At 71.0% G+C, this 25,779-nt stretch carries 22 protein-coding genes; 16 read left to right on the top strand and 6 right to left on the bottom strand.

What is annotated here, in order from left to right; translation table 11 throughout:
• Positions 1-10 precede the first annotated feature (10 nt).
• Positions 11-823, bottom strand: coding sequence for a metallophosphoesterase family protein (locus OV427_RS13945; RefSeq protein ID WP_267856586.1), 813 nt, complete (start codon positions 821-823; stop codon positions 11-13).
• Between the two features lie 414 nt (positions 824-1,237).
• On the opposite strand from OV427_RS13945, the gene OV427_RS13940 reads away from it, so the two are divergent.
• The 5 genes from OV427_RS13940 to OV427_RS13920 are packed head-to-tail and all read left to right on the top strand — an operon-like array spanning position 1,238 to position 5,750.
• Positions 1,238-1,666: a biliverdin-producing heme oxygenase gene (locus OV427_RS13940; protein WP_267856585.1), complete on the top strand. Its 429-nt coding sequence runs from the start codon at positions 1,238-1,240 to the stop codon at positions 1,664-1,666.
• A gap of 5 nt (positions 1,667-1,671) precedes the next feature.
• A complete protein-coding gene (locus OV427_RS13935) occupies positions 1,672-1,827 on the top strand; it encodes a hypothetical protein (RefSeq protein ID WP_267856584.1) in 156 nt (51 codons plus the stop codon).
• Complete coding sequence (locus OV427_RS13930) at positions 1,808-4,096, top strand: ATP-binding protein (protein ID WP_267856583.1); 2,289 nt, start codon at positions 1,808-1,810, stop codon at positions 4,094-4,096. Before OV427_RS13935 ends, OV427_RS13930 begins: the two co-directional genes overlap by 20 nt.
• Positions 4,093-4,539 (top strand): response regulator, encoded by a 447-nt coding sequence (locus tag OV427_RS13925; RefSeq protein ID WP_267856582.1) that lies wholly within the window; start codon positions 4,093-4,095, stop codon positions 4,537-4,539. Before OV427_RS13930 ends, OV427_RS13925 begins: the two co-directional genes overlap by 4 nt.
• Positions 4,536-5,750, top strand: coding sequence for a hybrid sensor histidine kinase/response regulator (locus OV427_RS13920; protein ID WP_267856581.1), 1,215 nt, complete (start codon positions 4,536-4,538; stop codon positions 5,748-5,750). Before OV427_RS13925 ends, OV427_RS13920 begins: the two co-directional genes overlap by 4 nt.
• Positions 5,751-5,759: 9 nt before the next feature.
• On the opposite strand, the gene OV427_RS13915 is transcribed toward OV427_RS13920, so the two are convergent.
• Positions 5,760-6,320 carry a DUF420 domain-containing protein gene (locus OV427_RS13915; RefSeq protein WP_267856580.1) on the bottom strand — a complete coding sequence of 187 codons (561 nt, stop codon included), beginning with the start codon at positions 6,318-6,320 and terminating at the stop codon, positions 5,760-5,762.
• Positions 6,321-6,492: 172 nt separating this feature from the next.
• Here OV427_RS13915 and OV427_RS13910 point away from each other — a divergent pair, with 172 nt between their 5' ends.
• From OV427_RS13910 to OV427_RS13885, 6 genes are all read left to right on the top strand, one after another.
• Positions 6,493-8,508 (top strand): DUF1585 domain-containing protein, encoded by a 2,016-nt coding sequence (locus OV427_RS13910; protein ID WP_267856579.1) that lies wholly within the window; start codon positions 6,493-6,495, stop codon positions 8,506-8,508.
• Positions 8,509-9,204, top strand: a complete 696-nt coding sequence (locus OV427_RS13905) for a hypothetical protein (RefSeq protein ID WP_267856578.1) — start codon at positions 8,509-8,511, stop codon at positions 9,202-9,204.
• Positions 9,205-9,221: 17 nt separating this feature from the next.
• The gene (locus OV427_RS13900) at positions 9,222-10,634 is read left to right on the top strand and encodes a DUF1501 domain-containing protein (protein WP_267856577.1); all 1,413 of its coding nucleotides are present in this window, start codon (positions 9,222-9,224) and stop codon (positions 10,632-10,634) included.
• A 12-nt stretch (positions 10,635-10,646) separates the two neighbouring features.
• Complete coding sequence (locus OV427_RS13895) at positions 10,647-12,170, top strand: hypothetical protein (protein WP_267856576.1); 1,524 nt, start codon at positions 10,647-10,649, stop codon at positions 12,168-12,170.
• Between the two features lie 36 nt (positions 12,171-12,206).
• On the top strand, positions 12,207-15,941 hold the full coding sequence (locus tag OV427_RS13890; RefSeq protein WP_267856575.1) for an FG-GAP-like repeat-containing protein: 3,735 nt from the start codon (positions 12,207-12,209) through the stop codon (positions 15,939-15,941).
• 75 nt (positions 15,942-16,016) lie between these two features.
• Entirely contained in the window at positions 16,017-16,430 is a 414-nt protein-coding gene (locus OV427_RS13885; protein WP_267856574.1) for a hypothetical protein, read from the top strand.
• A 4-nt stretch (positions 16,431-16,434) separates the two neighbouring features.
• Here the strand turns inward: OV427_RS13885 and OV427_RS13880 are convergent, their stop codons facing one another.
• From OV427_RS13880 to ligD, 3 genes are read right to left on the bottom strand one after another with little or no spacing between them, the layout of a single operon-like run.
• A complete protein-coding gene (locus tag OV427_RS13880; protein WP_267856573.1) occupies positions 16,435-17,379 on the bottom strand; it encodes a DMT family transporter in 945 nt (314 codons plus the stop codon).
• A 36-nt stretch (positions 17,380-17,415) separates the two neighbouring features.
• On the bottom strand, positions 17,416-18,108 hold the full coding sequence (locus OV427_RS13875; protein ID WP_324290060.1) for a hypothetical protein: 693 nt from the start codon (positions 18,106-18,108) through the stop codon (positions 17,416-17,418).
• Positions 18,003-19,580 carry a non-homologous end-joining DNA ligase gene (gene ligD / locus OV427_RS13870; RefSeq protein ID WP_267856571.1) on the bottom strand — a complete coding sequence of 526 codons (1,578 nt, stop codon included), beginning with the start codon at positions 19,578-19,580 and terminating at the stop codon, positions 18,003-18,005. The genes OV427_RS13875 and ligD overlap by 106 nt, the downstream gene beginning before the upstream one ends.
• Positions 19,581-19,872: 292 nt before the next feature.
• On the opposite strand from ligD, the gene OV427_RS13865 reads away from it, so the two are divergent.
• Positions 19,873-20,196 carry a hypothetical protein gene (locus OV427_RS13865; protein ID WP_267856570.1) on the top strand — a complete coding sequence of 108 codons (324 nt, stop codon included), beginning with the start codon at positions 19,873-19,875 and terminating at the stop codon, positions 20,194-20,196.
• A 6-nt stretch (positions 20,197-20,202) separates the two neighbouring features.
• Here OV427_RS13865 and OV427_RS13860 read toward each other — a convergent pair whose 3' ends face one another.
• Positions 20,203-20,517: a hypothetical protein gene (locus OV427_RS13860; RefSeq protein WP_267856569.1), complete on the bottom strand. Its 315-nt coding sequence runs from the start codon at positions 20,515-20,517 to the stop codon at positions 20,203-20,205.
• A 174-nt stretch (positions 20,518-20,691) separates the two neighbouring features.
• On the opposite strand from OV427_RS13860, the gene OV427_RS13855 reads away from it, so the two are divergent.
• The 4 genes from OV427_RS13855 (at position 20,692) to hutF (ending at position 25,776) form a co-directional block, all read left to right on the top strand.
• Positions 20,692-21,177 carry a ferritin-like domain-containing protein gene (locus OV427_RS13855; RefSeq protein ID WP_267856568.1) on the top strand — a complete coding sequence of 162 codons (486 nt, stop codon included), beginning with the start codon at positions 20,692-20,694 and terminating at the stop codon, positions 21,175-21,177.
• A 96-nt stretch (positions 21,178-21,273) separates the two neighbouring features.
• Positions 21,274-22,746 carry a hypothetical protein gene (locus tag OV427_RS13850; protein ID WP_267856567.1) on the top strand — a complete coding sequence of 491 codons (1,473 nt, stop codon included), beginning with the start codon at positions 21,274-21,276 and terminating at the stop codon, positions 22,744-22,746.
• 102 nt (positions 22,747-22,848) lie between these two features.
• A complete protein-coding gene (locus tag OV427_RS13845) occupies positions 22,849-24,321 on the top strand; it encodes a hypothetical protein (RefSeq protein ID WP_267856566.1) in 1,473 nt (490 codons plus the stop codon).
• Between the two features lie 66 nt (positions 24,322-24,387).
• Complete coding sequence (gene hutF / locus OV427_RS13840; protein ID WP_267856565.1) at positions 24,388-25,776, top strand: formimidoylglutamate deiminase; 1,389 nt, start codon at positions 24,388-24,390, stop codon at positions 25,774-25,776.
• The last annotated feature ends 3 nt before the right edge of the window (positions 25,777-25,779 follow it).

Here is a 25,779-nt window from a genome sequence, read left to right as displayed (position 1 = left end):
TGCGGGGCGCTCAGCTCGCTCGCTGGAGCAGCACCGCGCGGCTGTCCACGTTGAGCACCTGCGTGCCTCCGTGCAGCGTGGCGAGCGGCTCCTCCCAGTGCGCGTGGCCGCACACCACGAGCAGACCCTCGCGTTGCTCCAGCACCTCGCGGATGGGCGCGCTGCCGCGCACGCGCGTGCCGGGAACGTCCGGCCCCGCGTGCAGCACGAGGAGGGCCGGGTCCTCTCGCAGCACCGCACGTATCGAGCGCAGGTGCTCCTCCTCCTCGCGCCGTCCCGGTTTGTCGGGCCGGCCGATGATGCCGCCCACGCCGCCCATGCGCAGGCCGTCCAGTTCCACCGCTTCTCCATCCAGCAGGTACACGCCGGGCTGCTGCTTGAAGCGCGCCTCGTCCCGAGGACTTCCGAAGGAGTCGTGGTTGCCCGCCACGCCGGCCACCCAGCGGTAGTGCGCGGCGAAGGCGTTCCACACCTCGCGCACGTCACCGGAGGCTCCGCGGACAGTGGCGCTGTCGTCCGAGTACAGGTCACCCGCGAGCACTACGCCTGTGTGCGCCGGGAGCGGCAACTCTCCCGCATCGCCCAGTGACGCCAGCGTGTCGGCCAGCACCTCGCCCAGCAGCGCCACGGCGCCGTCATGCAGCGCGTGCGGCGCCACGCCTTGCAGGTCCGACAGCACCAGCAGGGCCTCCACGCCTTCGGGCAGGGCGTCCACCGTGCCACGCAGCAGTGGGAAGTGGCGTATCTCCGCCCCGCCGCGCGGTGCCGCGGACTGATAGGGCCAGGTCTGGGTCGGCACCGTGTCGAGTGTCAGGATTCGCATGGGCCCGAGGGGCGGATGGCTGCCCGCATTCCTGACGGCCCCCCCGGGACGACTGATTCAGACCTCGTCGAACCGCCCCCTACGATGCCGGTCCGCTCCAGTGCGTCCTTGATCTCCCCGTCAACGATGAGCGGCGTGTGCCAACCCCACAGTCGAAACACGCGCTCGCCGCCAATCCAGTCCACGCTGTACTCAGTCGTCATTCCACGGCCCACCGCATCCCTCCCGGGCTCGCTTGGAGCGCCAACTTCCGTAGCCACACGGTGAGCCCAAGCTCCCCGTCACGCGGCGTCCGTCCGCCGACTGTCGTGAGGTGCATACAGGGGTAACAAGGTGGACAGTCGGCGGAAGAACCCGGTTCCCACCGTCCGGGGTTGGGGCCATCTTCCGGGCACTTTGTCATTGCTGCAGCGATTGAAGACGGAGACGCGCCCGCACCACGAGCGCACCGAGGCCGCGGTCCGACTGATGGACCCGGGCCTCACACCCGGCGATTACCGCCGCCACCTGGAAGCGCTGTACGGCTTCTACGTTCCGCTGGAGGCACAGCTCGCCGCCCGGCTGGAGGATGCCGTGCCCGCCCTGCGCGCGCATGAGCGCTGGAAGGTGCCGCTGCTGGAGGAGGACCTGCGCACGCTCGGCCATGATGACGGCTCACTGGCCCGGCTCCCCCGCTGCGCCCTGCTGCCGTCACTGTCCGGTGTGCCGGAGGCGCTGGGCTGCTTCTACGTGCTGGAGGGCTCCACCCTGGGAGGTCAGCTCATCCTCCGTCACCTGAAGCGCCACTTCACGGACGTCACCGTGGGCGACTTCGCCTTCTCCAGGCCTACGGTGACGAGGTAGGCCCCATGTGGCGCGCCTTCGGCCAGTCCGTCACGGAGGCCGCGGCGCATGCGGCCTCCAGTGACTTCGACGCGCGGGTGGTGAAGGGCGCTCAGGACACCTTCGACGCCTTCGGGGCGTGGCTGCTGCGGGAGACGGCCCATGCCTCTTCCCGCACCTGAGCTGGACCTCACCCAGTGCGACAGGGAGCCCATCCACCTGCTCGGCGGAGTGCAGCCGCACGGCGTGCTGCTGGCCTTCCGAGAGTCCGACCTCACCGTGGCGGTGGTGAGCGCCAACGTGGAAGCGCTGTTCGGCCTGTCACCCGCCGCGCTGCGAGGCCAGTCCGTCACGCGCGTGCTGGACGCGGACTCGCTGCGGCGCGTGCGCGCCGGCACCGCCTCCGGGCCCGTGCGCGTGAAGGCGGGAGACCGCCCCTGCTCCGCGCTGCTGCACGACAGTGACGGCCTCACGGTGCTGGAATTGGAGCCCCTCACGGCTGACGCGAGGGCGGACGAGGACGCGCTCGACGCCGTGCACCGGCTGGTGTCGCCCCTGGGGCTCGCGCGGGGCACGTCCTCGCTCCTCCAGTCCACCGCGGACGCGGTGCGCGCGCTCATCGGCTTCGACCGCGTCATGGTGTACCGCTTCCACGCAGACTGGCACGGCGAGGTGGTGGCCGAGAGCCGCGGCGAGGGTGTGGACAGCTTCATGGGGATGCACTTCCCCGCGACCGACATCCCCGTCCAGGCCCGCGCCCTCTACACGCGCAACCCGCTGCGCCTCATCGCGGATGCGGCGGCGCGTCCGGTGGCGCTGGTGCCACCCACGCTGCCGGACACGCAGCGCCCGCTCGACCTGTCCGGCGCCGCCCTGCGCAGCGTGTCCGAGGTGCACCTGGAGTACCTGCGCAACATGGGCGTGGGCGCGTCCTTCTCCGTGTCGTTGCTGAAGGACGGCGCGCTGTGGGGCCTCATCGCCTGCCACCACCTCTCGCCGCGCCACGTGTCCGCCGCCCGGCGCCAGGCGTGCGAGGTGCTCGCGCGGCTGCTGGCCCTCCAGCTCGGCGCCGAGGAGCGCGGCGCGGAGGCTGTCTCGCGCGCCCGCCGCGCGGGCCTCCAGGGCCAGCTCGTCACCCGACTGGGCGAGGGCCCCTCGCTCCCCGTCGCGCTGGAGGCGAACGGCGCGCTGCTGCTGGAGCTGACCGGCGCCTCCGGCGCGGCGCTGCTGCTCGGCGACGTCCTCGAGTCGGGGGCGCACGCGGACAGGGATGCGGGAGAAGCACCCCTCCTCTTCGGGAAGACGCCCGGCGAGGCCGAGGTGCGGGCCCTGGCCGCGTGGCTCGCGAAGGACTTTGGCATGGGCGCTACCTTCCACACCGAGCGCCTGGGCACGCGGTACACACCGCTGGCCGCGAGCGCGGACGTGGCCGCGGGCCTGCTCGCGGTGCGGTTGGACCCCGAGGCCCCGCGCTTCGCCCTCTGGTTCCGCCCGGAAGTGGCGCGCACCGTCACCTGGGCGGGCAATCCGCGCAAGCCCGCGGAGCCCGAGGCCGGCCATGCGCGGCTGCACCCTCGCGCCTCCTTCGACGCGTGGCGCGAAGAGGTGCGCGGCGCGAGCACCCCGTGGACGGCCGCGGACGTGGAGGCGGCGGAGTCCTTCCGCGGCGCGCTCGCGGGCGTGGTGCTGCGTCACGCGGCGGAGCTGTCCCGCCTGTCGCGCGCCCTGGCCCGCTCCAATGAGGAGCTGGAGTCCTTCAGCGGCACCGTGGGGCACGACCTCAAGGAGCCGCTGCGCGGCATCCAGCAGTACACGGCCTTCTTCCTGGAGGACCACGAGGCCACACTGGACGCGGAGGGCCGCGAGCACCTCCATGCGGTGGGGTGGCTCGCCCGCCGCGCCCAGGCGATGCTGGAAGACCTCTTCGAGTTCAGCCGTCTCGGCCGCCTGGAATTGGCCTGGGGCGAGACGGACATGCAGGAGCTGGTGGACGAGGTGCTCATCACCCTCTCCGCGCGCCTGCGGGAGGGGCGTGCCGAGGTGCGCCTGCCGCGCCGCCTGCCTCGCGTCTCCTGCGACGCCGTCCGCATTCATCAGGTGTGGGCCAATCTCATCTCCAACGCGGCCAAGTACCAGGCAGCCGAGCCGCACTGGGTGGAGCTGGGCTACTTCGGACCGGGGGAATCCAGGCCCGGCCCGGCGGACCGTCCGGGTGCGCCCTACGTTTTCTATGTGAAAGACCCGGGCATCGGCATCGCTCCGCAGTTCCACGAGACCATCTTCGAGATGTTCCGACGGCTGCACCCCGCGCAGGCGTATGGCGGAGGCTCCGGCGCGGGGCTCGCGATTGCGCGCCGGCTGGTGCGGCTGCACGGCGGCGAGCTGTGGGTGGACTCCGCGCCGGGGCAGGGCTCCACCTTCTACTTCACGCTCGGCCGGGGGGCGGAATGACGGAGCGGCGGCCCCTCCTCCTCGTGGAGGACAGCGACGCGGACGCGGTGGCGCTCGAGCGCATCGCCCGGCGGCTTCCCCTCCCGCTGCCCCTGGTGCGCCTGAGGGATGGCGAGAGCGCGCTGGACTACCTCTACCAGCGCGGCGGCTACGCCGGGGCCACGCGGCCGGCGCTGGTCCTGTTGGATTTGCACATGCCGGGCATGGGCGGCCGCGAGGTGCTGTCCCGCCTCAAGGCGGACCCGGTGCTGCGCTGCATCCCCGTCATCATCTTCTCCAGCTCGACGGAGCGGCAGGACGTGGAGGGCGCCTACGCGGACGGCGCCAACAGCTACCTCTTCAAGCCGGAGCCCGGCGAGCAGTTGGAGGCCGCCGCGCGCGCGCTCCAGTCCTTCTGGCTCGCCGCGGCGCGGCTGCCGGGCCCGGAGGACTCACCGACATGAGCCTTCGCGTGCTGCTGGTGGACGACAGTCCCTCAGACCGGCTTGCCGTGCGCCGCGCCCTGGAGCGCGACCCGGATGCGACCTGGCTGCTGGAGTCCGTCATGTCCGCGGAGGAGGCCCTGGCGCGCATCGCCGCCGCGCCGCCGGACGTCATGCTGGTGGACTACCACCTGCCGGGCATGACGGGCCTGGGCCTGCTGCGAGAGCTGCACGCGCGCTACCCGGGGGCGGCCCCCGCGGTGGTGGTGCTCACCGGCAGCGGCAGCGAGCGCGTCGCGGTGGATGCGATGAAGGCGGGCGCGCAGGACTACCTCATCAAGGACGCCTACAGCGCGGAGCGCCTGCGCCGCAGCCTCCGGGGCGCGGTGGACACGGTGCGCATGACGCGCGAATTGGAGGACCGCCGCGTGCGCGCCGAGCGCGCGGAGCGGGCCGCCCAGGAGGCGCTGGCCGTGCGCGACGAGCTGTTCGCCCTGGCCACGCACGACCTCAAGGGGCCCATTCAAATCATCGCCCTCAATGCCCAGGTGCTGCGCCGCCAGTTCCCCGAGGGCACCCTCAAGCCCACGCAGGAGTCGCGGTTGGACCACATCGTCCGCGCCGCGTACCGCATGGGCGAGCTCATCGACCACTTCCTGGAGGCGACGCGCGGCCAGGAGCAGCCGCTGCGCCGCGAACGCCTGGATTTGCGCGCGCTGGTGGGTTCCAAGGTGCACGCGCTGGAGGCGTCCGCCCGGCACCGCTTCATCCTGAACGAGGAGGGCGGGGACCTCACCGGCCACTGGGACGCCCGCGCCCTGGAGCGCGTGCTGGAGAACCTGCTGGGCAACGCGGTGAAGTACAGCGCCCCCGGCACCACCGTCACGGTGATGCTGGCAGAGGAGCGGGGCAACCCGTCGAACGGGGTGCGGCTGGAGGTGTCCGACGAGGGCATCGGCATTCCCGCCGAGGACCTGCCCCATGTCTTCGAGCGCTTCCGGCGCGGGCGCAACGTGTCCCGGGACGTCTCCGGCAGCGGGGTGGGACTGGCCAGCGCGCGCCGCATGGTGGAACTGCACGGGGGCACCATCCAGGTGGAGAGCCAGGAGGGCCGTGGCACCACCTTCATCGTGCGCCTGCCGCGTGGCATGCCCGACAGCGCGGAGCCGGCGCGAGCGCAGGGGGCGGACGCCGAAGCCGGCGAGGGCTCCTCGTCCGCGAACTCCCGGTGAGCGCGCGCCCTACGGCACCGCGGGCACGCTGCCGCGGAGCATGAAGAAGACGACGACGCCCGTCACCGACACGTACACCCAGATGGGCGCCAGCCACCGCGTCACCTTGCGGTGCCGGGTGAACTCCTTGCGCCACGCGAAGTAGAAGGACACCAGCGCCATGGGCACCACCGGCATGGACAGCAGCACGTGGCTCGCCAGGATGGCCAGGTACAGCCCGCGCCAGTCCCCCACGTAGCGCGTGCTGCCGTGCGCGTAGTGGTAGGCCAGGTAGCACACCAGGAACAGGGACGACGCCACGAAGGCGGACACCATCAGGTACTGGTGCACCTTCCTGGCTCCGCGCTTCACCGCCACCCACCCGGCGATGAGCAGCGCCGCCGCCGTCGCGTTGAGCCCCGCGTTGACCGCCGGCAGGAAGCGCAGATCCACGCCCCCCGCGCCCCCGCGCCGCACCAGCAGCAGCCAGGCGAGGAACGACAGCGCGGCCACGGACACCACCGCCGTGAAGGCGAAGAAGGTCCTGTCACTCACGCGAGAGGGAAGGGCAGCGGGGGCGGCGTTCGACATGAGTCCCCTATCTCTCGCGACGCCCACCCCGTTGCAACCGCCACCGCCTTGCAGGAACGACCTGCTCATACATGTCGCATGAGGATTTGTTGCACCGTCGTTTGATCTTCAACAGGGAAACCCAGCATACTCGGAAGTGGTCACCCCCGACCCCCCCTCTCGGAGGTCCCTCTTGGACCGTGTGCGTTGCCTCGCCGCCCTGGCTGGCGCCGCCTTCCTTCTGGCCCTGCCGGCTTCCGCTGAAGAAGCCGTCTGTGCGCCCGTCGCGAAGGTGCCCCTGGAGCGGCACCTCCGTCAGCTGTCGTTGGACCTGCTCGGCCGCCCCCCCAGCTATGAGGAGTACAAGGCCGCCCAGGCCAAGGGCTCCGTCGACGTGGAGGACATCCGCGCGATGATGGGCAAGGACGAGTTCTACGCCCGCATCCGCAACTACCACCGGGCGCTGCTCCGCTCGAACCTCTCCGCGAGCGTCTTCGACAACGGCAACTCGCGCCTGAACGGCTCGGGCGCCGCCGACAGCATCCTCTTCTTCGGCAACAACAGCTCCACCGGGCTGCGCGGCGTCAACGGCGCCGGGTGTGACTCCGCCATTGAACAGGACGCCTGCCTCACCGCGACGCAGCCGGACGCGCACGCGGCGCCCCTGCGCGAGAAGGTGCTCAAGTGCCGGGACGACATGGGCGTGCCCATGCCCGTGTCCTTCGACTACGACACCAACTTCTACAAGTGCACGGCGCTGGCCACCGCGACGAGCAACGCGGTGAGCACGTGCGCCGACCTGGCCGCCAACGCCACCTGGAAGAAGTACACGTACTTCTGTGACAGGCGCGGGGCCGCCATGGACTCGTTCCTCTGCCTGCCGGACCCGGGCAAGAGCACCACCGCCGCGCTGACGGTGGAGGTGACGGACGCCAGCGGCCGCGTCACCGCCTTCGAGCACCCGAACATCCCCTCCAAGCCCACGCTGACGGACCTCAAGCGCTGCACGCTGGACCTGGAGCTGAAGGACAACGTGAAGGGCAACTACGCCCCGCGCCGCGGCTGCGTCCAGCGCGAGGGCTATGTGATGACCGCGAAGCCGCCGTACTGGGCCACGGCCACCACGCCCGCGTCCGTCAAGGTGTGTGCGATTGAAGCGCAGGACCGCGCGCAGAACCCGTGGACCATGGCCTCGTGCGAGGCGGCGCGCTTCGCCAGTGACCGCAGTTGCGGCTGCGGGGACCGCCTGCGCCGCTGCGAGGTGAACGCGATTACGGCCCAGGGTGTCCGCTCCGTGCACGACATGCGCGTGGCCGCCTTCAACGAGGAGCCGCTGCGCATCGCCGAGTCGGTGGTGAAGCGCGACGAGCCCTACTTCAACATCCTCACCACCCGCCGCTCCTTCGTGAACGGCACCCTGGCCGAGTACTACCGGCAGAAGCAGGGCGTGGGCGTCTTCAGCGTGACGTCCCCCGCGGACGCGCAGACCATCCCCGCCATCCCCTACGAGGAGAACGGCGCCTGGGTGGAGTACACGCGCGACGCGCAGCACGCGGGCGTCCTCACCACCCCCGCCTTCCTCTACCGCTTCCCCACCCAGCGCGCGCGGGTGAACGAGTTCTACGAGGCCTTCCTCTGCAAGACGTTCTCCCCGCCGGCGGACGCCTCGCTGCCTCCCCCCGAGGACTCCTGCAACCGGCAGAACAACCTCGCGGTGCGCTGCGGCTGCAACTACTGCCACGCGACGATTGAACCCACCGGCGCGCACTGGGGCCGCTACGCCGAGCGCGCCGCCCAGTTCCTCCCTGGGGACCAGTTCCCCCGCTTCGACCCCAAGTGCCGCGACTGCGCCCTCAACGGCGACACCAACTGCGGCGGCGAGTGCGGCCAGTACGTCATGCAGGCGTATGACGGCGACGGCGCCAACAGCCTGGGCATGCTCAAGACGTACCTCTACCGCACGGCCGACGAGGAGCAGAACATCGAGGCCGGCCCCCAGTTGCTCGTCCAGCGCATGCTGCAGACGGGTGATTTGGAGCGCTGCACGGTGAAGCGCATCTGGAACGAGTTCCTCGGCCGGCCCATGACGACCGAGGAGCAGCGCATGTACCTGACGCCGCTGTCGCAGGACTTCGCGAAGAGCGGCCACAAGCTCAAGTCGCTCATCGAGCGGGTGGTGACGACGGACGCCTACCGGAGGATTGATTAAATGCGCCGCCTTGTCCTGACCGCCGCGCTGCTCGCGCTGGCCTCCGGCTGCCAGAAGTCGGAGGAGAAGGCCACGCCTCCGCCCCTGGATGGCCAGCTCGAGCCCGTCCCCAATCCCCACACCAACGACAACTACGAGCCGCTGCCGGACCCCGAGGCCCAGGGCGGCAGCGTGGGCCGCGCCCCGCGCCGGCTCACCGTGTCCCAGCTGGACGCCGCCATCCTCACCGCGGTGGGCCGCCGCTGGCTGACGGCGGACGGCCGTGACGGCATCGACGTGCGTGCCCCGTCGTTGGGCCGCGCGGACTACGCGCTCGTCTCCAGCGAGAACACCGAGCCCAACCTCGTCTTCGCCAAGTTCCTGGAGGACGGCGCGCGCTACGTCTGCCTGGAGCAGTCCAAGGCGGAAATCGCGCAGGCGGACCCCGCGCTGCGCACGCTCAGCCGCACGCTGCCCGGCAAGTGGGATGATTTGCGCAAGCTCACCGACGCGCAGGTGCGCGAGTACCTCGTCTACAACTCCACGCGCTTCTGGGGCTCGCCGCTGGCGGGCGACGAGCTGACGAAGTGGGTGGGCCTCTTCACCCAGGCGGCGACGCGGGTGGAGACGCTGGCGGGCACCACGAAGAAGCGGGACCAGGTCCTGGCGTTGGTGTGTATCGCCATGCTGACCGACCCGCGCTTCATCACGTATTGAGCTTGGGAGAGCCTGCGATGAAGAAGAACAACCGCGACGAGAACGTCCTCCCCGAGCGCCGCACCTTCCTCAAGGCCGCCGCCGGTTTCATGGGCTCCACGCTGCTGGGCGGGATTCCCTTCCGCGCCTTCGCCCAGGCCGCGGAGCTGGCCCCAGCGGACCGGTGCTTCGTCTTCGTGTACTTCAGCGGCGGCTGGGACCAGCTCCTCGCCTTCGACCCGAGAGACCCGGACGAGTTCACCGCCGACCGCGCGTCGGAGACGAAAATCCTCCCCGGCTACAACCTCATCAACGACTCGCGCTTCTCCACGCGCCCCATCCTCCCGGCCGAGCGCTCCGGCGCGGGCCGGCCCAACATCGACTTCGGGCCCGCGGTGGGCGAGCGGCTGGCGTCGCACTACGACCTGATGACGGTGGTGCGCGGCATCAACATGAACACGCTGGGCCACGAGGTGGGCTACCGGTACTTCCTCACCGGCAAGCTCCCCATCGGCAGCGCCGCGCGCGGCTCCTCCACGGCGACGGAAATCGTCGGTCAGATGAAGCCGCGGGTGCCCATCGCGTCCATCTCCTACAACGTCGAGTCGTACAACGACCGCTACGGGGGCTACGCCAACGCGCTGCGCGTCAGCCGCCGGGATGACCTGCTCCTCACGCTGCGGCCCAGCGCGGCCAGCCAGCAGTTGGACAGCGAAATCGAGAAGCAGCTCGTGGACTTCCGCGGCCAGCCCATCAACTGCGAGCAGGCGGCGTACGGCACGCGCGGCGTGGGCACCACCTACTCCAACAGCCGGGACCAGATGCAGCAGGTGCTGTCACAGGGGCTGGAGAAGGCCTTCCAGTTCCAGGACACCACCAACCCGGAGATGGAGGCGGTGCGCACGCGCTACGGCCTGGCCACCACGGGCTCCATCGACAACGAGGCGGGCCGCGCCGCGACGGTGGCCACCGCGCTGAAGAAGGGCATCGCCCAGTGCGTCACCATCAACCTCACGGGCGGCCTGGACACGCACTTCGGCACCCAGCTCACCCACGCCAGCAACCAGCGCCGCGGCTTCGACGCGCTCGCCAGCCTGGTGGACGACCTGCGCGCCAGCCCGCACCCGTCGGGTGGTAACTTCATGGACCACACCACCATCATGGTGTTCTCCGAGTTCGCCCGCACGCCGCTCATCAATGCCTCCGGCGGAAGAGACCACCACCTGTGCAGCTCCGCCCTCCTCATGGGCGCGGGCATCAAGCACAACCAGGTCTTTGGCAAGAGCGGCGACATCGGCATGTCGCCGGGCACGTTCGACCTGCGCACCGGCGCCGCGGACCCGAACGGCTCCAACATCTTCCCCGAGCACATCATCGCCACGGTGCTCGCCTCGGCGGGCCTCGACTACAGCATCACCCGCGTGGACCCGCTGCGTCCCATCCTCGCCTGAGCCGTCATCCGCATGAGTCCACATCCGAGGGCTTCTTCCTCCGTCGTCTCCCTCCTCCTCTCCGCCGCGCTGCTGAGCGCGTGCGGGGAGGACTCCCTCCCGCTGGACCGGCCGAAGCCCACGGCCTTCCGTCCGACGGAAGTCCCGGCGAACGCGGAGCTGGCCTCTACGCCGGGCTTCGCCGACCAGGCCGGCGGAGGCGTCTTCGCCACCGCCTCGGGCTCGCTCGTGCGGCTGCGGCTGGACGGCTCGCTTGGCGCACTGGAGCCGCACCCGGGCAACACGGTGGCCGCGGGCACCGTGAAAGGCGTCTTCCGGATGGGGCCGCACAGCGCGGTGGTGGAGGCGCAGAACGGCCTCTTCGTCGCGGAGTCCGGCTGGCTCATCGCCCCGCCGTGGCGCGACGCGCTGGGCGCGGGTGTCACCGCCACCGCGCAGTCCGCGGACGGCGCGGGCTGGCTCGCGCACACCAGCGGCCTATACCGCCTGCAGGAAGGCACGCTGGCCGCGCTGAAGGTGGGCGGCAGCCCCATCACCGGCATCACCGCGCTGGCGGCGGCACCGGCGGCGGACGGCTCGCCCGGCGTCTGGTTCCTCCGCGACGGCACGCTGAACGTGGCGGTGGCCACTGGCGCCACCACGTACCAGGTGCGCGAGGCCAGTGCGCCGCTCGACGAGGGCGAGGTGGTGGAGTCGCTCGCGGGCCTGGGCCCGGCGGTGGGCACCTCCGGTGAGCTGTGGCTGCTCACCAACCAGGGCCTGCTGCGCCGGGCGAACTCGGGCTGGCGCCGCGTGGACCTGGGCGAGCGGCCGGTGCAGTTGCTCGCCTCGGGCCGCTTCCTCTGGGTGAAGTCCAGCGACGCGCTGCTCGTCTTCGACGCGGATGCGAACACCTGGGGCGTGGCCACGGACCTGGACACGCGTGAGTTCCGCTTCCTCGCCGCGGACGAGGCCGGCACCGCGTGGGTGCAGCTGGGCGGCCAGTCGGTGGCGGTGAGCCGCGCGCCGGTGCCTCGCGTGTCCGGGCTGTACCAGGGCATGCAGGTGGTGGAGGACGGGCTGGTGGCGCACGCGGTGCTCCCTCCGGGCGCGCCTCCGGAGAGCCTCGTCTTCCAGGTCGACGGCAATGACGTGCCGACGTCGGGTCCGCAGTACAGCCTGGGCGGCTCGGAGTCGGACGGCACGCCCAAGGCGTACTCGCTGGCGGGCCTGGAGGCCGGGCGTCACGCGCTGGCCGTCGTCGCGCGCTTCGCGGACGGCACGGAGGCGAAGCGCACCGTGCCCTTCGAGTATCAGCCCCTCGCCACGGCGGCGCTCGGCTGGCAGGCGGACATCCGCCCCATCCACGAGTCGCGCTGCGCGAAGTGCCACACCACCAGCCCGGGCCGGCCGCTCAACACCTACCAGTTGTGGAAGGCGAACGCGGCCCTCATCACCGCCGCCGTGCGCGACAAGCGCATGCCCGCCGACGGGCCCCTGGACCCGCAGCTCATCACCCGCATCCAGCGCTGGGCCGCGTCCGGCGCGCTGCCCTGAAGCTCCGGCCGCACCCCCTCTTCGAGGCACCTGAACATGATTCGACTGACCCGCGCGGCCCCCCTCCTCGCGCTCCTCGCCTCCGCGTGCTCGGAAGAGCTGGAGCCCGCGCGCGTGATTCCGTTGCCGCCCACGGTGGACCTGTGCACGGGCCTGCCGGCGCTCACCCTCACCGCGGAGCCCGCGCGCGTGCGCGTGTCCGGCCCGGTGGCGCTGGTGGCCTCCGGCGGCAGTGGCCACTACCGCTACCTGCTGGAGCCGGGCGGCTCGTCCGGAGCGCTCGTCGGCAACCGCTTCGTCGCGGGGCGCACGCCGGCCACCGACACGCTGGTGGTGGAGGATGCGAAGTGTCCCGGAGACGCGCGCGCCCGGGTGTCGGTGGTGGCCGCCTTCGACGCGGCCCCCGCGCGCGCTGAATTGCCGCCGGGCATCTCGTTCCAGGTTGCCGTGGCCGGCGCGCTGGGAGCGCCCACGTACACCCTGACTCGCAGCGACTCCGGTGCCACCCTCTCGCCCGAGGGCGTCTACACGGCCGGCACGCGCGACGGGAATGACCTGCTCACCGTGCGCGACTCGCAGACGGGTGACGAGGCGCTGCTCCAGTACCAGGTCCGCGCGGGAGTGAAGCTGGTCGGGGACCCGGCGTTCCTCGCGGTGCCCGCGGGTGCCTCCGTGCCGCTGGCCACGCGCGGTGGCACGGACCGGGTGAGCTGGGCGAAGACGTCCGGCCCGGGCACGCTCGCGAACGGGCGGCTCTCCGTGGAGGCGGGCGCCACCGGCACGACGGTGCTGACGGCGACGGACCCCTTCACGAAGCAGACGGCGCAGGTGTCCGTGCGAGTGCTGGACGAGCTGACGCGCCCGGGTGTGGCGCATGGCCGCCTCTCGGACGTGGCCAGCATGGTGACGGCGGACTTCGACGGGGACGGGACGCAGGACCTCGCGGTGGGCCAGCGCGAGAGCGACCTGTCCCGGCCCGCGGGCGGCGCCGTCTTCATCTTCAAGGGCGCCACGGGAGGGCTGCCGTCGGCGCCCACGTGGGTGCTCACCGGCAGCTCGGACACCGCGGCCTTCGGTGATGCGCTCGCCGCTGGCGACCTGGACGGGGACGGGCTCGCGGAGCTCGTGGTGTCCTCGCCGGGCGCGGACGTCGCCGTGAGCAACGCGGGCGCGGTGTACTTCTATACCTTCAAGGGCGGCACGCCGGCCCCGCTGCGTGACGGGCTCACCGGCCTGCTCAAGGACGCCGCGTTCGGCGCGGGCATGTCCGTCGCGGACATGGACGGGGATGGAGACCTGGACCTGGTGGCGGGCGCGCCGCTGGGAGACCTGGCGCCCACGCAGGCCATCAACCGGCGCGGCACGGTGGACCTGTACCTCTCCGACAGCAAGAGCCCGGTGCCGGACCTGCCGGCGATTCGTCTGGGCGGCGCGGACCTGACGCGCGAGGGCGCGCTGGTGGCGCGCAGCAACTCGGACCTGGGGCGCGCGGTGGTGGCGGCGGACCTCAACGGGGACGGCCGCGTGGACCTGGCGGCGCTCGGCAAGGTGTCGCGCTACTCGGCCACGGACGGCTCCGTGTCGGGCTCGCAGGTGGCCATCTCCGTCTTCTTCGCGCGGCCGGAGGGCACGCGCTTCCGGGCCTCGCCGGACGTGTACCTGCTGCCCGCCAATACGGCGGACAGCAACGAGGGCACGTGGCGGCTGAGCGCCATTCCGGGAGAGGGCTCGCGGCCACCGCTGCTGATGGCGGTGGCGGACCTGCTGGACTCGCCGGACCTGAGCACCAGCGGCGGTGTGAAGTCCGGCGGTGACTCGGGCGGCGCGCTGCTGTTCGACTTGAGCGACCGCAGGCCCTCGGGCGAGCCGCCGGCCACGCCCCCGCAGGTGAAGCGCGAGGAGGCCTTCGCCCGCATCTACGGCGACGCGGGCGGCATCAACGCGGGCCGCAGCTGGGCGGTGCTGGACGTGGACGGCTCGGCGGGGCCGGAGCTGCTGCTGGGCGCGCCGAAGGCGTCCGGGACGGCGGCCAACAACGCGCAGCGCTGGATTGGCAAGGTGCTGGTGTATCCGCTGACCACGCTCGCCAAGGGCAGCGTCATCAACAAGCCGCTGACCACGCTCAACGGCACGGCGAAGTCGGACACGCTGGGCTCGGGGCTCGCGGCGTGGACGCTGCCGGACGGCCCGGTGCTGGTGGCCTTCTCGGGCCGCGCCTCGTCGGACCAGGGCGCCTTCACCGGCCGCGTGGAGCTGTACCGGCCCGCGGGCGCGTCGCTCGCCGAGTGGCCGCGCACCGGCGTCATGGTGCCGACGAAGCCGAGCGTGGAGCGCTACGGCGAGGGAGTGGCCGTGGCGCGGGGGCCGCAGAACCAGGCCCTGACGGTGGTGGGCGCGCCGGGCTGGTCGGGCGCCGGCTCCAACACGGACGGTGATGCGCTGTCCATCGGCCGCGCCTACGTGCACGACGCGGCGCAGCCGGCCACGGCCCGCGTGGCGGAAGAGGGCGCGCCCTCGCCGCACAAGGCGGGCCGCGCCGTGGGCACGGACGTGGCCTTCACCGACTTCAACGGCGACGGGCGGCAGGACCTGGTGGTGGGCGCGCCGAGCTTCTTCGTCACGGGCACGGGCACGGCGGCCGGCAACACGGAGCTGACCAACACCTACGCCAGCGTCAACGCCGCGTGTGTCACCAGCGGCACCCTGTCCGTGGGCGGCGTGCTGGTGTCGCTGGGCCAGGCGGACGGCACCTTCAAGCCGGCCTACCGGCTGTGGGCGCCTTCGCTGATTCCGGGCTGCACGCCGGACACGGACGCGAAGTGCAAGCGCACCGTCATCGGCCGCGGACTGGTGGGCGGCTTCGACTTCAACGGCGACGGCAAGGAGGACCTCGGCGTGTTGCGCGACAGGGGCATGGAGGTGTTCCTGGGCCGCGCGCCGGAGGACGCGACGCTGGCGAAGCTGACCATGGGGTGTGACCCCGTCTACTCGTGGCCGTCGATGGGCCTCCAGACGTCCTCGCCCGCGACGCTGGAAGACCTCAACGGCGACAACTGCGATGAGCTGGCCTGGCGCTACGCGGAGGGCACGCGCTCCGGCGTGGCCATCCTCTTCGGCTTCGACACGGGCGGCACGCGCTGCGGCGCCCGCACCACGGCCACCGTGCTGCGGCTGGCCGGCGACATTGAATCGCAGCTCAACAACCTGGGCCTGGGCGTGGCCATCACCCGCGCGGGGAAGTTCCTCGACGACGCGCGCGACTTCGTGGCCGTCAGCGCCACCAGCATCCCCTTCGAGGGCGTCACGCAGCCGGTGGTGCTCCTCTACGACAAGGCGGAGTTGCTGGCGGAGATGAACGCCCGGCAGTCCGCCGGCCAGCCGCTGGTGATTGGTGCGCTGAGTGACGGCGTGGAGCCGGTGACGCTGGTGCACCGCACGCGCGCGGTGAGCTTCGGCACCTCGCTGGCGGGCGGCCGTGACTTGACGGGCGACGGCGTGCCGGACCTGCTGGTGGGCGCGCCGGGCGCGTCGGATGCCTCGGACGGCGGCGGCGCCGTGTTCCTCTACGCGGGCGGAAAGACGCAGCAGGGCGCGCTTTCCCCGTTCCTCATGGTGGTGGGAGATGGAGCGGAGCGCAGTGCTCTCGGACAAGACGTGGGACTGATTCCGGGTTCCACCGGAGTTCCGCCCATGCTCGTCATCGGCGCGCCTCGCAGCTACCGCACCGGCACGCAGAACGGCACGGCCTTCGCCCTTCCGCTCGCCTTCTAACGGGGCTGCCGTGACACCGTTGGTCTCCGCGTGAGAACGGCCCTAGTATTGTTCCGTTCAAATCGTAGGAGTCCCATGTCACGGCAATCAGAGTGGGCGTTTGGTGAGCAGCGGGCGTGGGTGGAGGCTCCGGACATCCTCTGGGCGAAGTTCCGTGGCGCCGTCACGCTGGAGACGTCGCAGTGGTCCTGCGCCGTGTACCGGGAGATGTCCACGTCGGGGCGCTTCTACCTCGCGGCGGACATCACCGGCTCGCACCTGAGCCCGGAGTCGCGCGGCTACCTCGTGAACCACGCGAAGCCGGACTGGTTCCGCGGCATCGTCTACATCGGCGCGGGACTGGACCAGAAGGCCACCACCAAGAGCCTCATGGTGCGCTCCATGCTGAGCGGCGGCGAGCCGCTGGACGTGGTGTACGTGGACACGCTGGAGCAGGCCCGCGCGTGGATTGAGCAGCACCGCGGGGCGCAGGCGCGACAGGCCGGCTGAATCCTCAGCGCGAAGGGGCCTTCGATGCGGAAGGCTCCTCGGCGGGGATGAGGTTGGCGAGCGCGGCCCCGCCGAGGATGAGCGCGCCGCCGACGAGCAGCGACAGGGTGAGCGGCTCGTCGAGGAACACCACGCCCAGCACCACCGCCACCAGCGTGTCCAGCAACGCCATGGCTCCAAGCGCCGCGAGGGAGATGCGCGGCAGGAGCCAGTAGAGGCACTGGTAGGTGAGCACCGTGCCGCACAGCGCGAGGTACAGCACGGCGAGCACCGAGCGCGAGTTCCAGTGCGAGGGCTGTCCCGCCTCCAGCAGGAACGACAGCACGAGCAGCGGGAGCGCGCTGCTGAACGTCTGGCCGAACACCAGCACGTGCGCGGGCACCTGGCCCATGTGCTTCTTGGCCAGCACGTTGGCCACGGAGATGGCGGCCACCGAGCCCAGGCACAGGAGGCACCCGAGCAGCATCTGCCCCGTCACCTCCAGCGCGCCCAGGCCGGAGTGCTGGAGCGCCGCGACGCCCGCCACGCCCAGCCCCGCGGCCAGCAGCTTGCGGCCCGTGAGGTGCTGGTCCGGCATCATCACCCGGCCCACCAGCAGCAGCCACATGGGGAAGGTGGAGAAGAGGAGCGCCGCCCAGCTCGAGGGAATCCACTGCTGCCCGACGAAGAGCAGGCCGAAGGGAATGCCAATCTGCAACAGCCCCAGTCCCGCGATGCGCCACCCCATGCCCGGCCCGAGCGGTGCGCCGCGGGAGCGGGCGAAGGGCAGGAGCGCCAATCCCGCCACCAGCATGCGGATGCCCACGAAGCGCAGCGGCGGCAAATCCTGGAGGCCCACCTTCACCACCGACCACGTGGAGCCCCACAGCAGGAAGCAGGTGCAGTAGGCGAGGGCGACCTTCAGCGGGCCACCCGGCTTCACCGGACCTGTTGTGGAGGCGGAGGACATGGGCGCGACGGAGTAGCACGGCCGGATGCGCCCGTGTCATTTCGGGAGCGTCTGCTTGTCCTTCATGGCCTCGGTGAAGAGGTCGCCCACGGCGTCCAGGCGCTTGCGCAGCGTCTTCAGGTTGAAGCGCGAGGGGTCCAGCTTCTTCGTCACCTCGCTCCACTTCACCGGGGCGGAGAAGGGTGCGCGGTCCTTCGCGCGGAGCGAGTAGGGCGCCACCACCGTCTTGCCGCGCGCATTCTGTCCCGCGTCCAGGTAGAGCCGCCCGCCGCGCTTGCCGATGGAGCGCTCCGTGGTGGCGATGTCGCCCAGGTCGGCCTCCAGCTCGGAGAAGAGCCGGTCCGCGAAGGCCTGGGTCCGCGCGTACGTGTGCCCCGGCGCCAGCGGCACCACCACGTGCAGGCCGCGCTTGCCGGACGTCTTCGGGTGGCCGCGCAGCCCGTACGCCTCCAGCTTCTCGCGCAGCGACATGGCCACCGTCACCACGTCCGACCAGCCGCCCGTGCCCGGGTCCAGGTCGAGCACCAGCATGTCCGGCTGCGCCAGCTTCGGCGCCCGGCTCAGCCACATGTGCAGCGTCAGCGCGGACTGGTTCGCCAGCCACAGCAGCGCCTCTTCGTCCTTCACGTTGACGTGGCGGAGCGTCTTCTCCTCGTGGCGCACGCGCAGCGTGGGCAGCCACGCGGGCATGCCGGACATCTCGTGCCGGAAGAAGCCCGGCGCTTTGATTCCCGCCGGCCACTGCTGCATGGAGATGGGGCGGTCTCCAGCACGGGCACCAGCAGTGGCGCCACCTCGCGGTAGTACGCGAAGACGTCCGCCTTCATGAGGCCGCTGTCCGGAAAGATGACGCGGTCGCCGTGCGTCAGCTTCGCGCGCCCCACGCTCGTCTCCGTCTCCACGTCCTTCGCATGCACCGCCGCCGTGCGAGCGGCCAGTGCCGTCGGCGCGCGTCGGGTTCCGGTGGTGGCGCGCTCCTGCCTGCCTGCCGTACCGGCTCGCGTCGTCCGCGCCCCCGCACGCGCTGCCTTCAGCGAGGCCACTGACGTTCCCTCGCGGCCCGCCGTGCCCTCACGCACCGGGCGAACGTTGTTCCTCGCGGCCTCCGGCAATGCACCTGCTTCGGCCCGCCGTGCCTTGCGCGCGACGGGCGCGGGTAGCTCGCGCACCACCTCCACCGGCTGCTTGTCGGTGCGCAGGCCCTGGTACACGGGGTGGCGCAGCCGCCCATCCTCCGTCCACTCGGTGAACTGCACCTGCGCCACGTGCTTCGGCCGCACCCACACCGCGCCCTTGCGAGGCTCCGCGTCCGCCGCCATCGGCTGGCTCACGCGGTCCTTGTCGAGGAGCTTGCGCAGCGAGCGCCGGTCCTTCGTCGAGAAGCCCGTGCCCACCTTGCCCACGTCGTGGAAGCCCGCCTCGTCGTGGACGCCCAGCAGCAGCGCGCCAATCTCCGTCTTCGCCCGCTCGTTCTGGATGGGCAGGTAGCCCAGGATGACCACCTCCTGGCCCGCCAGCACCTTCAGCTTCAGCCAGTCGTCGGAGCGGGTGCCCACATACGCGGAACCCTTCCGCTTCGCGATGAGTCCCTCCCACCCACGCCGCTGCGCCGTGGCCAGCGCTCGCGTCAGTGACACCTCCACCCGCTCCGAGAGCTGGAGCGGCGGCTTCACGCCCTTCAACAGTTGCTCCAGCCGTGCGCGCCGCTCTTCCAGCGGCAGCCCGCGCAGGTCCTCTCCGTCCAGCCAGAGCAGGTCGAAGATGACGTAGCGTTGCTCCACCCCAGCCTGGTTCTGCAGGAGCTGGAAGCGCGAGCGCCCCTTCGCGTCCAGCGCGACGATTTCCCCGTCCATCACCGCGTCGCGCACGTCCAGTCCGCGCAGTGCCTCCGCGAGCGCGGGGAAGCGCGCCGACAGGTCATTGCCCCGCCGGCTGTGGAAGGCCAGCTTCCCGCCCACCAGCGAGGCCACCGCGCGGAAGCCGTCGTACTTCACCTCGTACACGTGCGTGGTGTCGCTGACCGCCTCCGGCACGGAGAGCCTCGCGAGCATGGGAGGCCAGACGCGCTCCAGCAGCGCCTCCGGCGTCCGGACCGCCGTCTGCGTATGGGGCCGGGCCTCGAGGTCGGGGGCCGGCTCGGGCGTGAGGGCGAAGTCGCGCTTGCTCCGGTAGGTCTTGAGGCGTGCGTTGGGGCGGCTCACGCCTCAACGTTTGGCATCCAGCCTGCGAGCGGCAAATCACGCGATGGAAGGAATGGAGGAGTGGCACGCGCCCCGGGCCCCCACCCACTGTCCGGAGAGCCGCCAGCCGACCGGGCCCCGCTGAGACCGGGCTCGGAGCGCGTGTCCGCGTCTACTGCTCACCCCTCACTCCTCAGGGTAGGGGCTCCGGCGCGTTTTGCACGCGGAGCTTCGCGGCATGCCCGGAGGGGAAGCGGGCCCCGGAGGATGCCCTCCTGTGCGGGCGTGAGCATCCTCTGTGCCCGGAGGGTGCATGGGGCCCGAAGCCATTGGTTGGTTCAGCTCGTTCGTCCTGGTGCTGACCATCGGCACGCAGGTCCACAAACAGTGGAAGTCCGGCTCCAGCGAAGGTGTCTCCAAGTGGCTCTTCGTGGGGCAGATTACCGCCTCCGCGGGCTTCACCCTCTACAGCGTCATGGTGCACAACTGGGTGTTCGTGGTGACGAACGCCCTGCTGCTGCTGAGCGCCATCGTGGGCGTCTTCATCGTCTTCAGGCACCGCCGCGCGGAGCGCAGGCGTGGGGCGCCACAGCGCGGCGCGGAGGGCCGGGAGCCTGCCCGGCCCGTCCATGCCTGACGGCGCTCAGCTCAGGGGGCGGAGCGACTCCTGCCGGCGCACCTCTTCCGCCGACTTGATGAACGACGCGTTGTCGCCGTGCTTCAGGCGCTGGTCCTCGTCGTAGGGAGCGGAGAAGGTCTTCACGATCTTGTTGTAGACGGCGAAGGCGAGCACGGTCGGCGCCCACTGGCCGACGAAGAGCGCCGCCTGCTTGCGGCCCAGCGCCATCAGCGTCGCACTGGCGACAACGGAGCCCACCGCGAAGCCCAGCAGGCCAATGGAAGGAATGTGCCTGGTCGCCTCCTCGACGCGGGTGGTGGCGAGGTCTTCGTTCTTCATGGCTTCCTCCGGCGGAAGGGGTTGCGGGACAAAAGTGCGCATGCCCCATCCGTGCACCCTCGCGTGCCTGCCCGCCTGCCCTCGGGCCGGGTAGAGGCCAGTCCCCGGGGACGGGTTGGCCGTCGGGAAGGGCCATCTCACATTGCCCGAGGTCCCCCGTTCGAGGAGGTCGACATGGCCGAGAATTCCGCAGTCGCGAAGCTTCGCAGCCTGGCCCAGCTCGACGCGGACGCGGTGGGGGCGTACGACGCCGCGCTGTCCCGCATCCCGGAGCCCCTGGTGCGCGAGCGGCTCAACGCGTACCGCATCGACCACATGCGGCACGTGCAGGACCTCAACGTCCTCATCACCCAGCTCGGCGGAGAGCCCGTGGACCTGCGCCCGGACCTCAAGGGCGCCGCGATGAAGAGCCTGACGGCGATGACCAGCATGATGGGCACCGAGGCCGCGCTGGTCGCGATGATGGGCAACGAGGAGTTCACCAACCGCGCCTACGAAGTCGCCCTGCGCTTCGAGTGGACCCCGGAGGTCCGTGCCCTCATCGAGAAGCACCGCGAGGACGAGCGGCGCCATGTCATCTGGATTCGCGAGGCCGTCCGCAGCCGCCCCTGGGAGAAGGACCGCGCGGCCGTCACCCACGGCTCCGAAGCCCAGGCCTGAGGCCGCCTTCGGGCTTCGGGCTCCGACCTGTGGGTCCCGATATGCCAGGGCCATGCCCGCGTTCCCTCACGAAAGCCTGCTCTCGTGAGGGATGGAATGCGCTCTGCGGCACACGCGGTGGTGGCACTGGCGTTGATGATGGTGGGTTGCGCGGCACACCGGAGTGAGCTGGACATCCCGGACCGGGAAGCCATCTATGACCGGCCCCTGGAAGAGATGTGGCCAGAGGTGCGTACCTTCTTCACGGAGAACAAGCTGCCCTACCGTGAGGACAAGGGCAGCATGGTGCTCCAGACGGAGTGGCGGCAGGAGTTCGGCGGCTCGAAGATTGCCGGCTACTGGCACCGCTACATGGTGCTGGGCAAGCGCGAGTCGCCCACCCAGAGCAAGCTGTGGGTCATCCGCATCACGAAGAGCGCGAACAAGGCGCTGTCCAGGCCCGGGAAGGAAATCGACTGGGGCGTCAGCCGGGCCCTCGGGGGACCCAGTGAAGGTGGCGGCTACCTGAGTCCCGAGGACCTGGAGGCCTACTTCGACGCGCCGGTGGGGGATAACTCCTACTTCGCGGAGTCGGGCCAGGGCACCCGGGACCTGGTGATGGAGTGGAAGGTGTTCCGCGGCATCTCCCCCAAGCTGGCGAAGGCGGAGAGTGTCGCGAAGCCGGTGCGCGTGGCCAGGGCGCCGAATGCGAAGCAAGCGCCCAATGCCATGGACATCGAATGCGGGCTGCCCATCATCGGCCTGGCGAAGCAGGTGAAGAAGGGCGCAGTCCTGCTGCTGGGGGAGATGCACGGCACGCAGGAGGTGCCGCGCTTCCTGGCGCAGACGGTGTGTCAGGCGACGGTGGCGGGCACGCCGGTGACGGTGGGGCTGGAGCTGCCGCTGGAGAACCAGACGCGCGTGGACGCCTTCCTGGAGAGCGCCGGCACCGAGGACGACTGGCTGAAGCTGATGGAGGCTCCGTTCTGGCGCAGCCCGTACCCGGACGGCCGCAGCAGCGAGGCGGTGGCCAACATGCTGGAGCAGCTCCGCCAGTTGCGCTCGAGTGGGCTGGACGTGGAGGCCTTCGTCTTCGACCACCCGAAGGGGCAGGGGCAGGAGCGTGAGAAGGCGATGGCCGCCACGGTGAAGCATCAGGTGGAGTCGGGGAAGGACCGCTTCTACGTGGTGCTGTCCGGCAACATCCACGCACGCACGAAGGCGGGACTGCCGTGGGACAAGACGTACCGTCCCATGGGCCTGCTGCTGAAGGACGAGCTGGATGAAGTCGCGGCGCTGGACATGGCGTACGACAGCGGCTCGGCGTGGATCTGCGCTGTGGACAGCAAGGGTGTGAAGGACAAGCTGGACTGCGGCATCCGCAACGCGAAGGGCAAGGACAACGGCGACCGCTTCTTCATGCACCGGTGGGATGGCACGAGCGACGCGGGCTATGACGGCGTCTTCTACGTGGGGCCGGTGAACGCGTCGATACCCGCGGTGCAGAAGGGGCTGGGGCGCCCGGGGAGCAATGACAACTCGGCGCATCCGCTGAAGGACGAGGGCGCGTCGTACGCTTCTGTCCACTGAGCATGTCTTCCAGGGCCACGCGGGCGGGTGTGCTCGCGTGGCCGATATGCCGTTGGTAGGCTCTCGTTACCTCCCAGGTCAGGTATTGGAAGGAGACGATGGATGCGCCTCTCGGCATACGCGGCTGTTGCACTGACATGGATGATGGTGGGCTGCGCGGCACACCGCAGTGAGCTGGACATCCCGGACCGGGAGGCCATCTATGACCGGCCCCTGGAAGAGATGTGGCCGGAGGTGCGCACCTTCTTTACGGAGAACAAGCTGCCCTTCCGTGAGGACAAGGGCAGCATGGTGCTCCAGACGGAGTGGCGGCAGGAGTTCGGCGGCTCGAAAATCGCGGGCTACTGGCACCGCTACCTGGTGCTGGGCAAGCGCGAGTCGCCCACGCAGAGCAAGCTGTGGATCATCCGCATCACGAAGAGCGCGAACAAGGCGCTGTCCCGTCCCGGGAAGGAAATCGACTGGGGCGTCAGCCGGGCCCTTGGGGGACCCGATGGAGACGGCGGCTTCCTGAGCGTTGAGGACATGGAGGCCTACTTCGATGCGCCGCAGGGGGATAACTCCTACTTCGCGGAGTCGGGCCAGGGCACGCGAGACCTGGTGATGGAGTGGAAGGTGTTCCGCGGCATCGCCCCCAAGCTGTCGAAGGCGGAGAACGTCGCGAAGCCGGTGCGCGTGGCCAAGGCGCCGAATGCGAAGGAAGCGCCCAATGCCATGGACATCGAATGCGGGCTGCCCATCATCGGCCTGGCGAAGCAGGTGAAGAAGGGCGGGGTGCTGCTGCTCGGAGAGATGCACGGCACGCAGGAGGTACCGCGCTTCCTGGCGCAGACGGTGTGCCAGACGACGGTGGCGGGCACGCCGGTGACGGTGGGGCTGGAGCTGCCGCTGGAGAACCAGACGCGCGTGGATGCGTTCCTGGAGAGCGCCGGCACCGAGGACGACTGGCTGAAGCTGATGGAAGCTCCCTTCTGGCGCAGCCCGTACCCGGATGGCCGCAGCAGCGAGGCGGTGGCCAACATGCTGGAGCAGCTCCGTCAGTTGCGCTCGCGCGGGCTGGACGTGGAGGCGTTCGTCTTCGACCACCCGAAGGCGCAGGGCCAGGAGCGCGAGAAGGCGATGGCCGCCACGGTGAAGCAGCAGGTGGAGTCGGGGAAGGACCGCTTCTACGTGGTGCTGTCCGGCAACATCCACGCGCGCACGAAGGCGGGGCTGCCCTGGGACAAGAAGTACCGCCCCATGGGCCTGCTGCTGAAGGATGAGCTGGACGAAGTCGCGGCGCTGGACATGGCGTACGACAGTGGCTCGGCGTGGATCTGCGCGGTGGACAGCAAGGGTGTGAAGGACAAGCTGGACTGCGGCATCCGCAAGGCGAAGGGCAAGGACAACGGCGACCGCTTCTTCATGCACCAGTGGGATGGCACGAGCGACGCGGGCTACGACGGCGTCTTCTACGTGGGCCCGGTGAACGCGTCGATACCCGCGGTGCAGAAGGGGCTGGGGCGCCCGGGGAGCAATGACAACTCGGCGCATCCGCTGAAGGACGAGGGCTCCGCGTTCGCGTCCAGGCCTTGACGGTGGCACGCGGCGGGGGGCCTCGCCGCTGCTGCGGCCCCCGGTCGGCTGGCATACGCTGACCGGGTGAGCGAAACCATCGTCTACCAGCCAGACCTCCTCTACACCGGAGGCCGGTTCCACGAAGGCCGCGCCCTGGGCGTGAGTGCGGACGGCCTCGTCCTTCATGAGGGCCCCGTGCCCGCCGGGGCGCGCACCGTCCGGCTGCCAGGACGCGCGCTGCTGCCGGGGCTCGTCAACGGCCACTCGCACGCCTTCCAGCGCCTCATCCGCGGCCGCACGGAGTACGTGGCCTCCGGCCGCGAGGCGGACGACTTCTGGAGCTGGCGCGAGGCCATGTACCGCGCCGCCGAGTCGCTGGGACCGGAGGATGTGTACACCGCCTCCCGGCAGGCCTTCGTGGAGATGGCCCTGGCCGGCATCACCACCGTGGGCGAGTTCCACTACCTCCACCACCAGGCGGACGGCACCCCGTACGCGGACCGCAACACGCTGGCGCACGCCGTCATCCGCGCCGCCAGGGACGTGGGCCTGCGCATCTGCCTGCTGCGCGTGGGCTATGCGCGCGCCGGCTTCAACGTCCCGGCCAACCCCCGCCAGCGGCGCTTCATCGACAGGGACGTGGACGGCTTCCTCTCCTCGGCGGAGTCGCTCGAGCGCGAGACGCGGGACGACGCGGCGGTCAGCGTGGGCCTCGCTCCGCACAGCGTGCGCGCGGTGACTCGCGAGTGGCTGGCCTCGGTGGCCAGCGCGGCCTCCCGGAGTTGGCCCGTGCACATGCACGTGGCGGAGCAGCCGAAGGAAATCGAGGCGTGTCTCTCCGAGCATGGCCGGCGTCCGGTGGAGTTGCTGGCGGACCTGGGGCTGCTCGGGCCGCGCTTCACCGCCGTGCACGGCGTGCACCTGACGGACGCGGAGGTGGCGCTGCTGGGCGGGGCCAAGGCGACGGTGTGCGCGTGTCCCTCCACCGAGCGCAACCTGGGCGACGGCATCGTCCCCGCGGACGCGCTGGTGCGGGCGGGGGCGCGCATCAGCCTTGGCTCGGACAGCCAGGCCACGGTGGACCTGCTGGACGAGGCACGACAACTGGAAGGCCACCTGCGGCTGGCGCGGCTGCGGCGCGCGGTGCTGGACCCGGGCCGGGGCGCGATGGATGGCCTGGCGGCGCGGCTGCTGGACATGGCCACCGCCCAGGGCGCGCACAGCCTGGGCCTGTCCACGGGCACCCTGGAGCCGGGGAAGCCCGCCGACTTCTTCACGGTGGACCTGCACCACCCGTCCCTCACCGGCGCGAGCGTGGAGTCGTTGCTCGCCGCCATCGTCTTCGGCGCTGACAAGGCGGCGGTGCGCGAGGTGGCGGTGGCCGGACGCGTGGTGGTGAGCGATGGCCGTCACCCGCTCGCGGAGGAGTGCGGCCGCGCCTTCCACGCGCTGTCCCGTTTGCTGTACCCGTAAGGC

The sequence above is a fragment of the Pyxidicoccus sp. MSG2 genome (assembly GCF_026626705.1).
In the GTDB taxonomy this organism is placed as follows: Bacteria; Myxococcota; Myxococcia; order Myxococcales; family Myxococcaceae; genus Myxococcus.
This window is presented reverse-complemented; position numbering and strand designations above follow the sequence as displayed.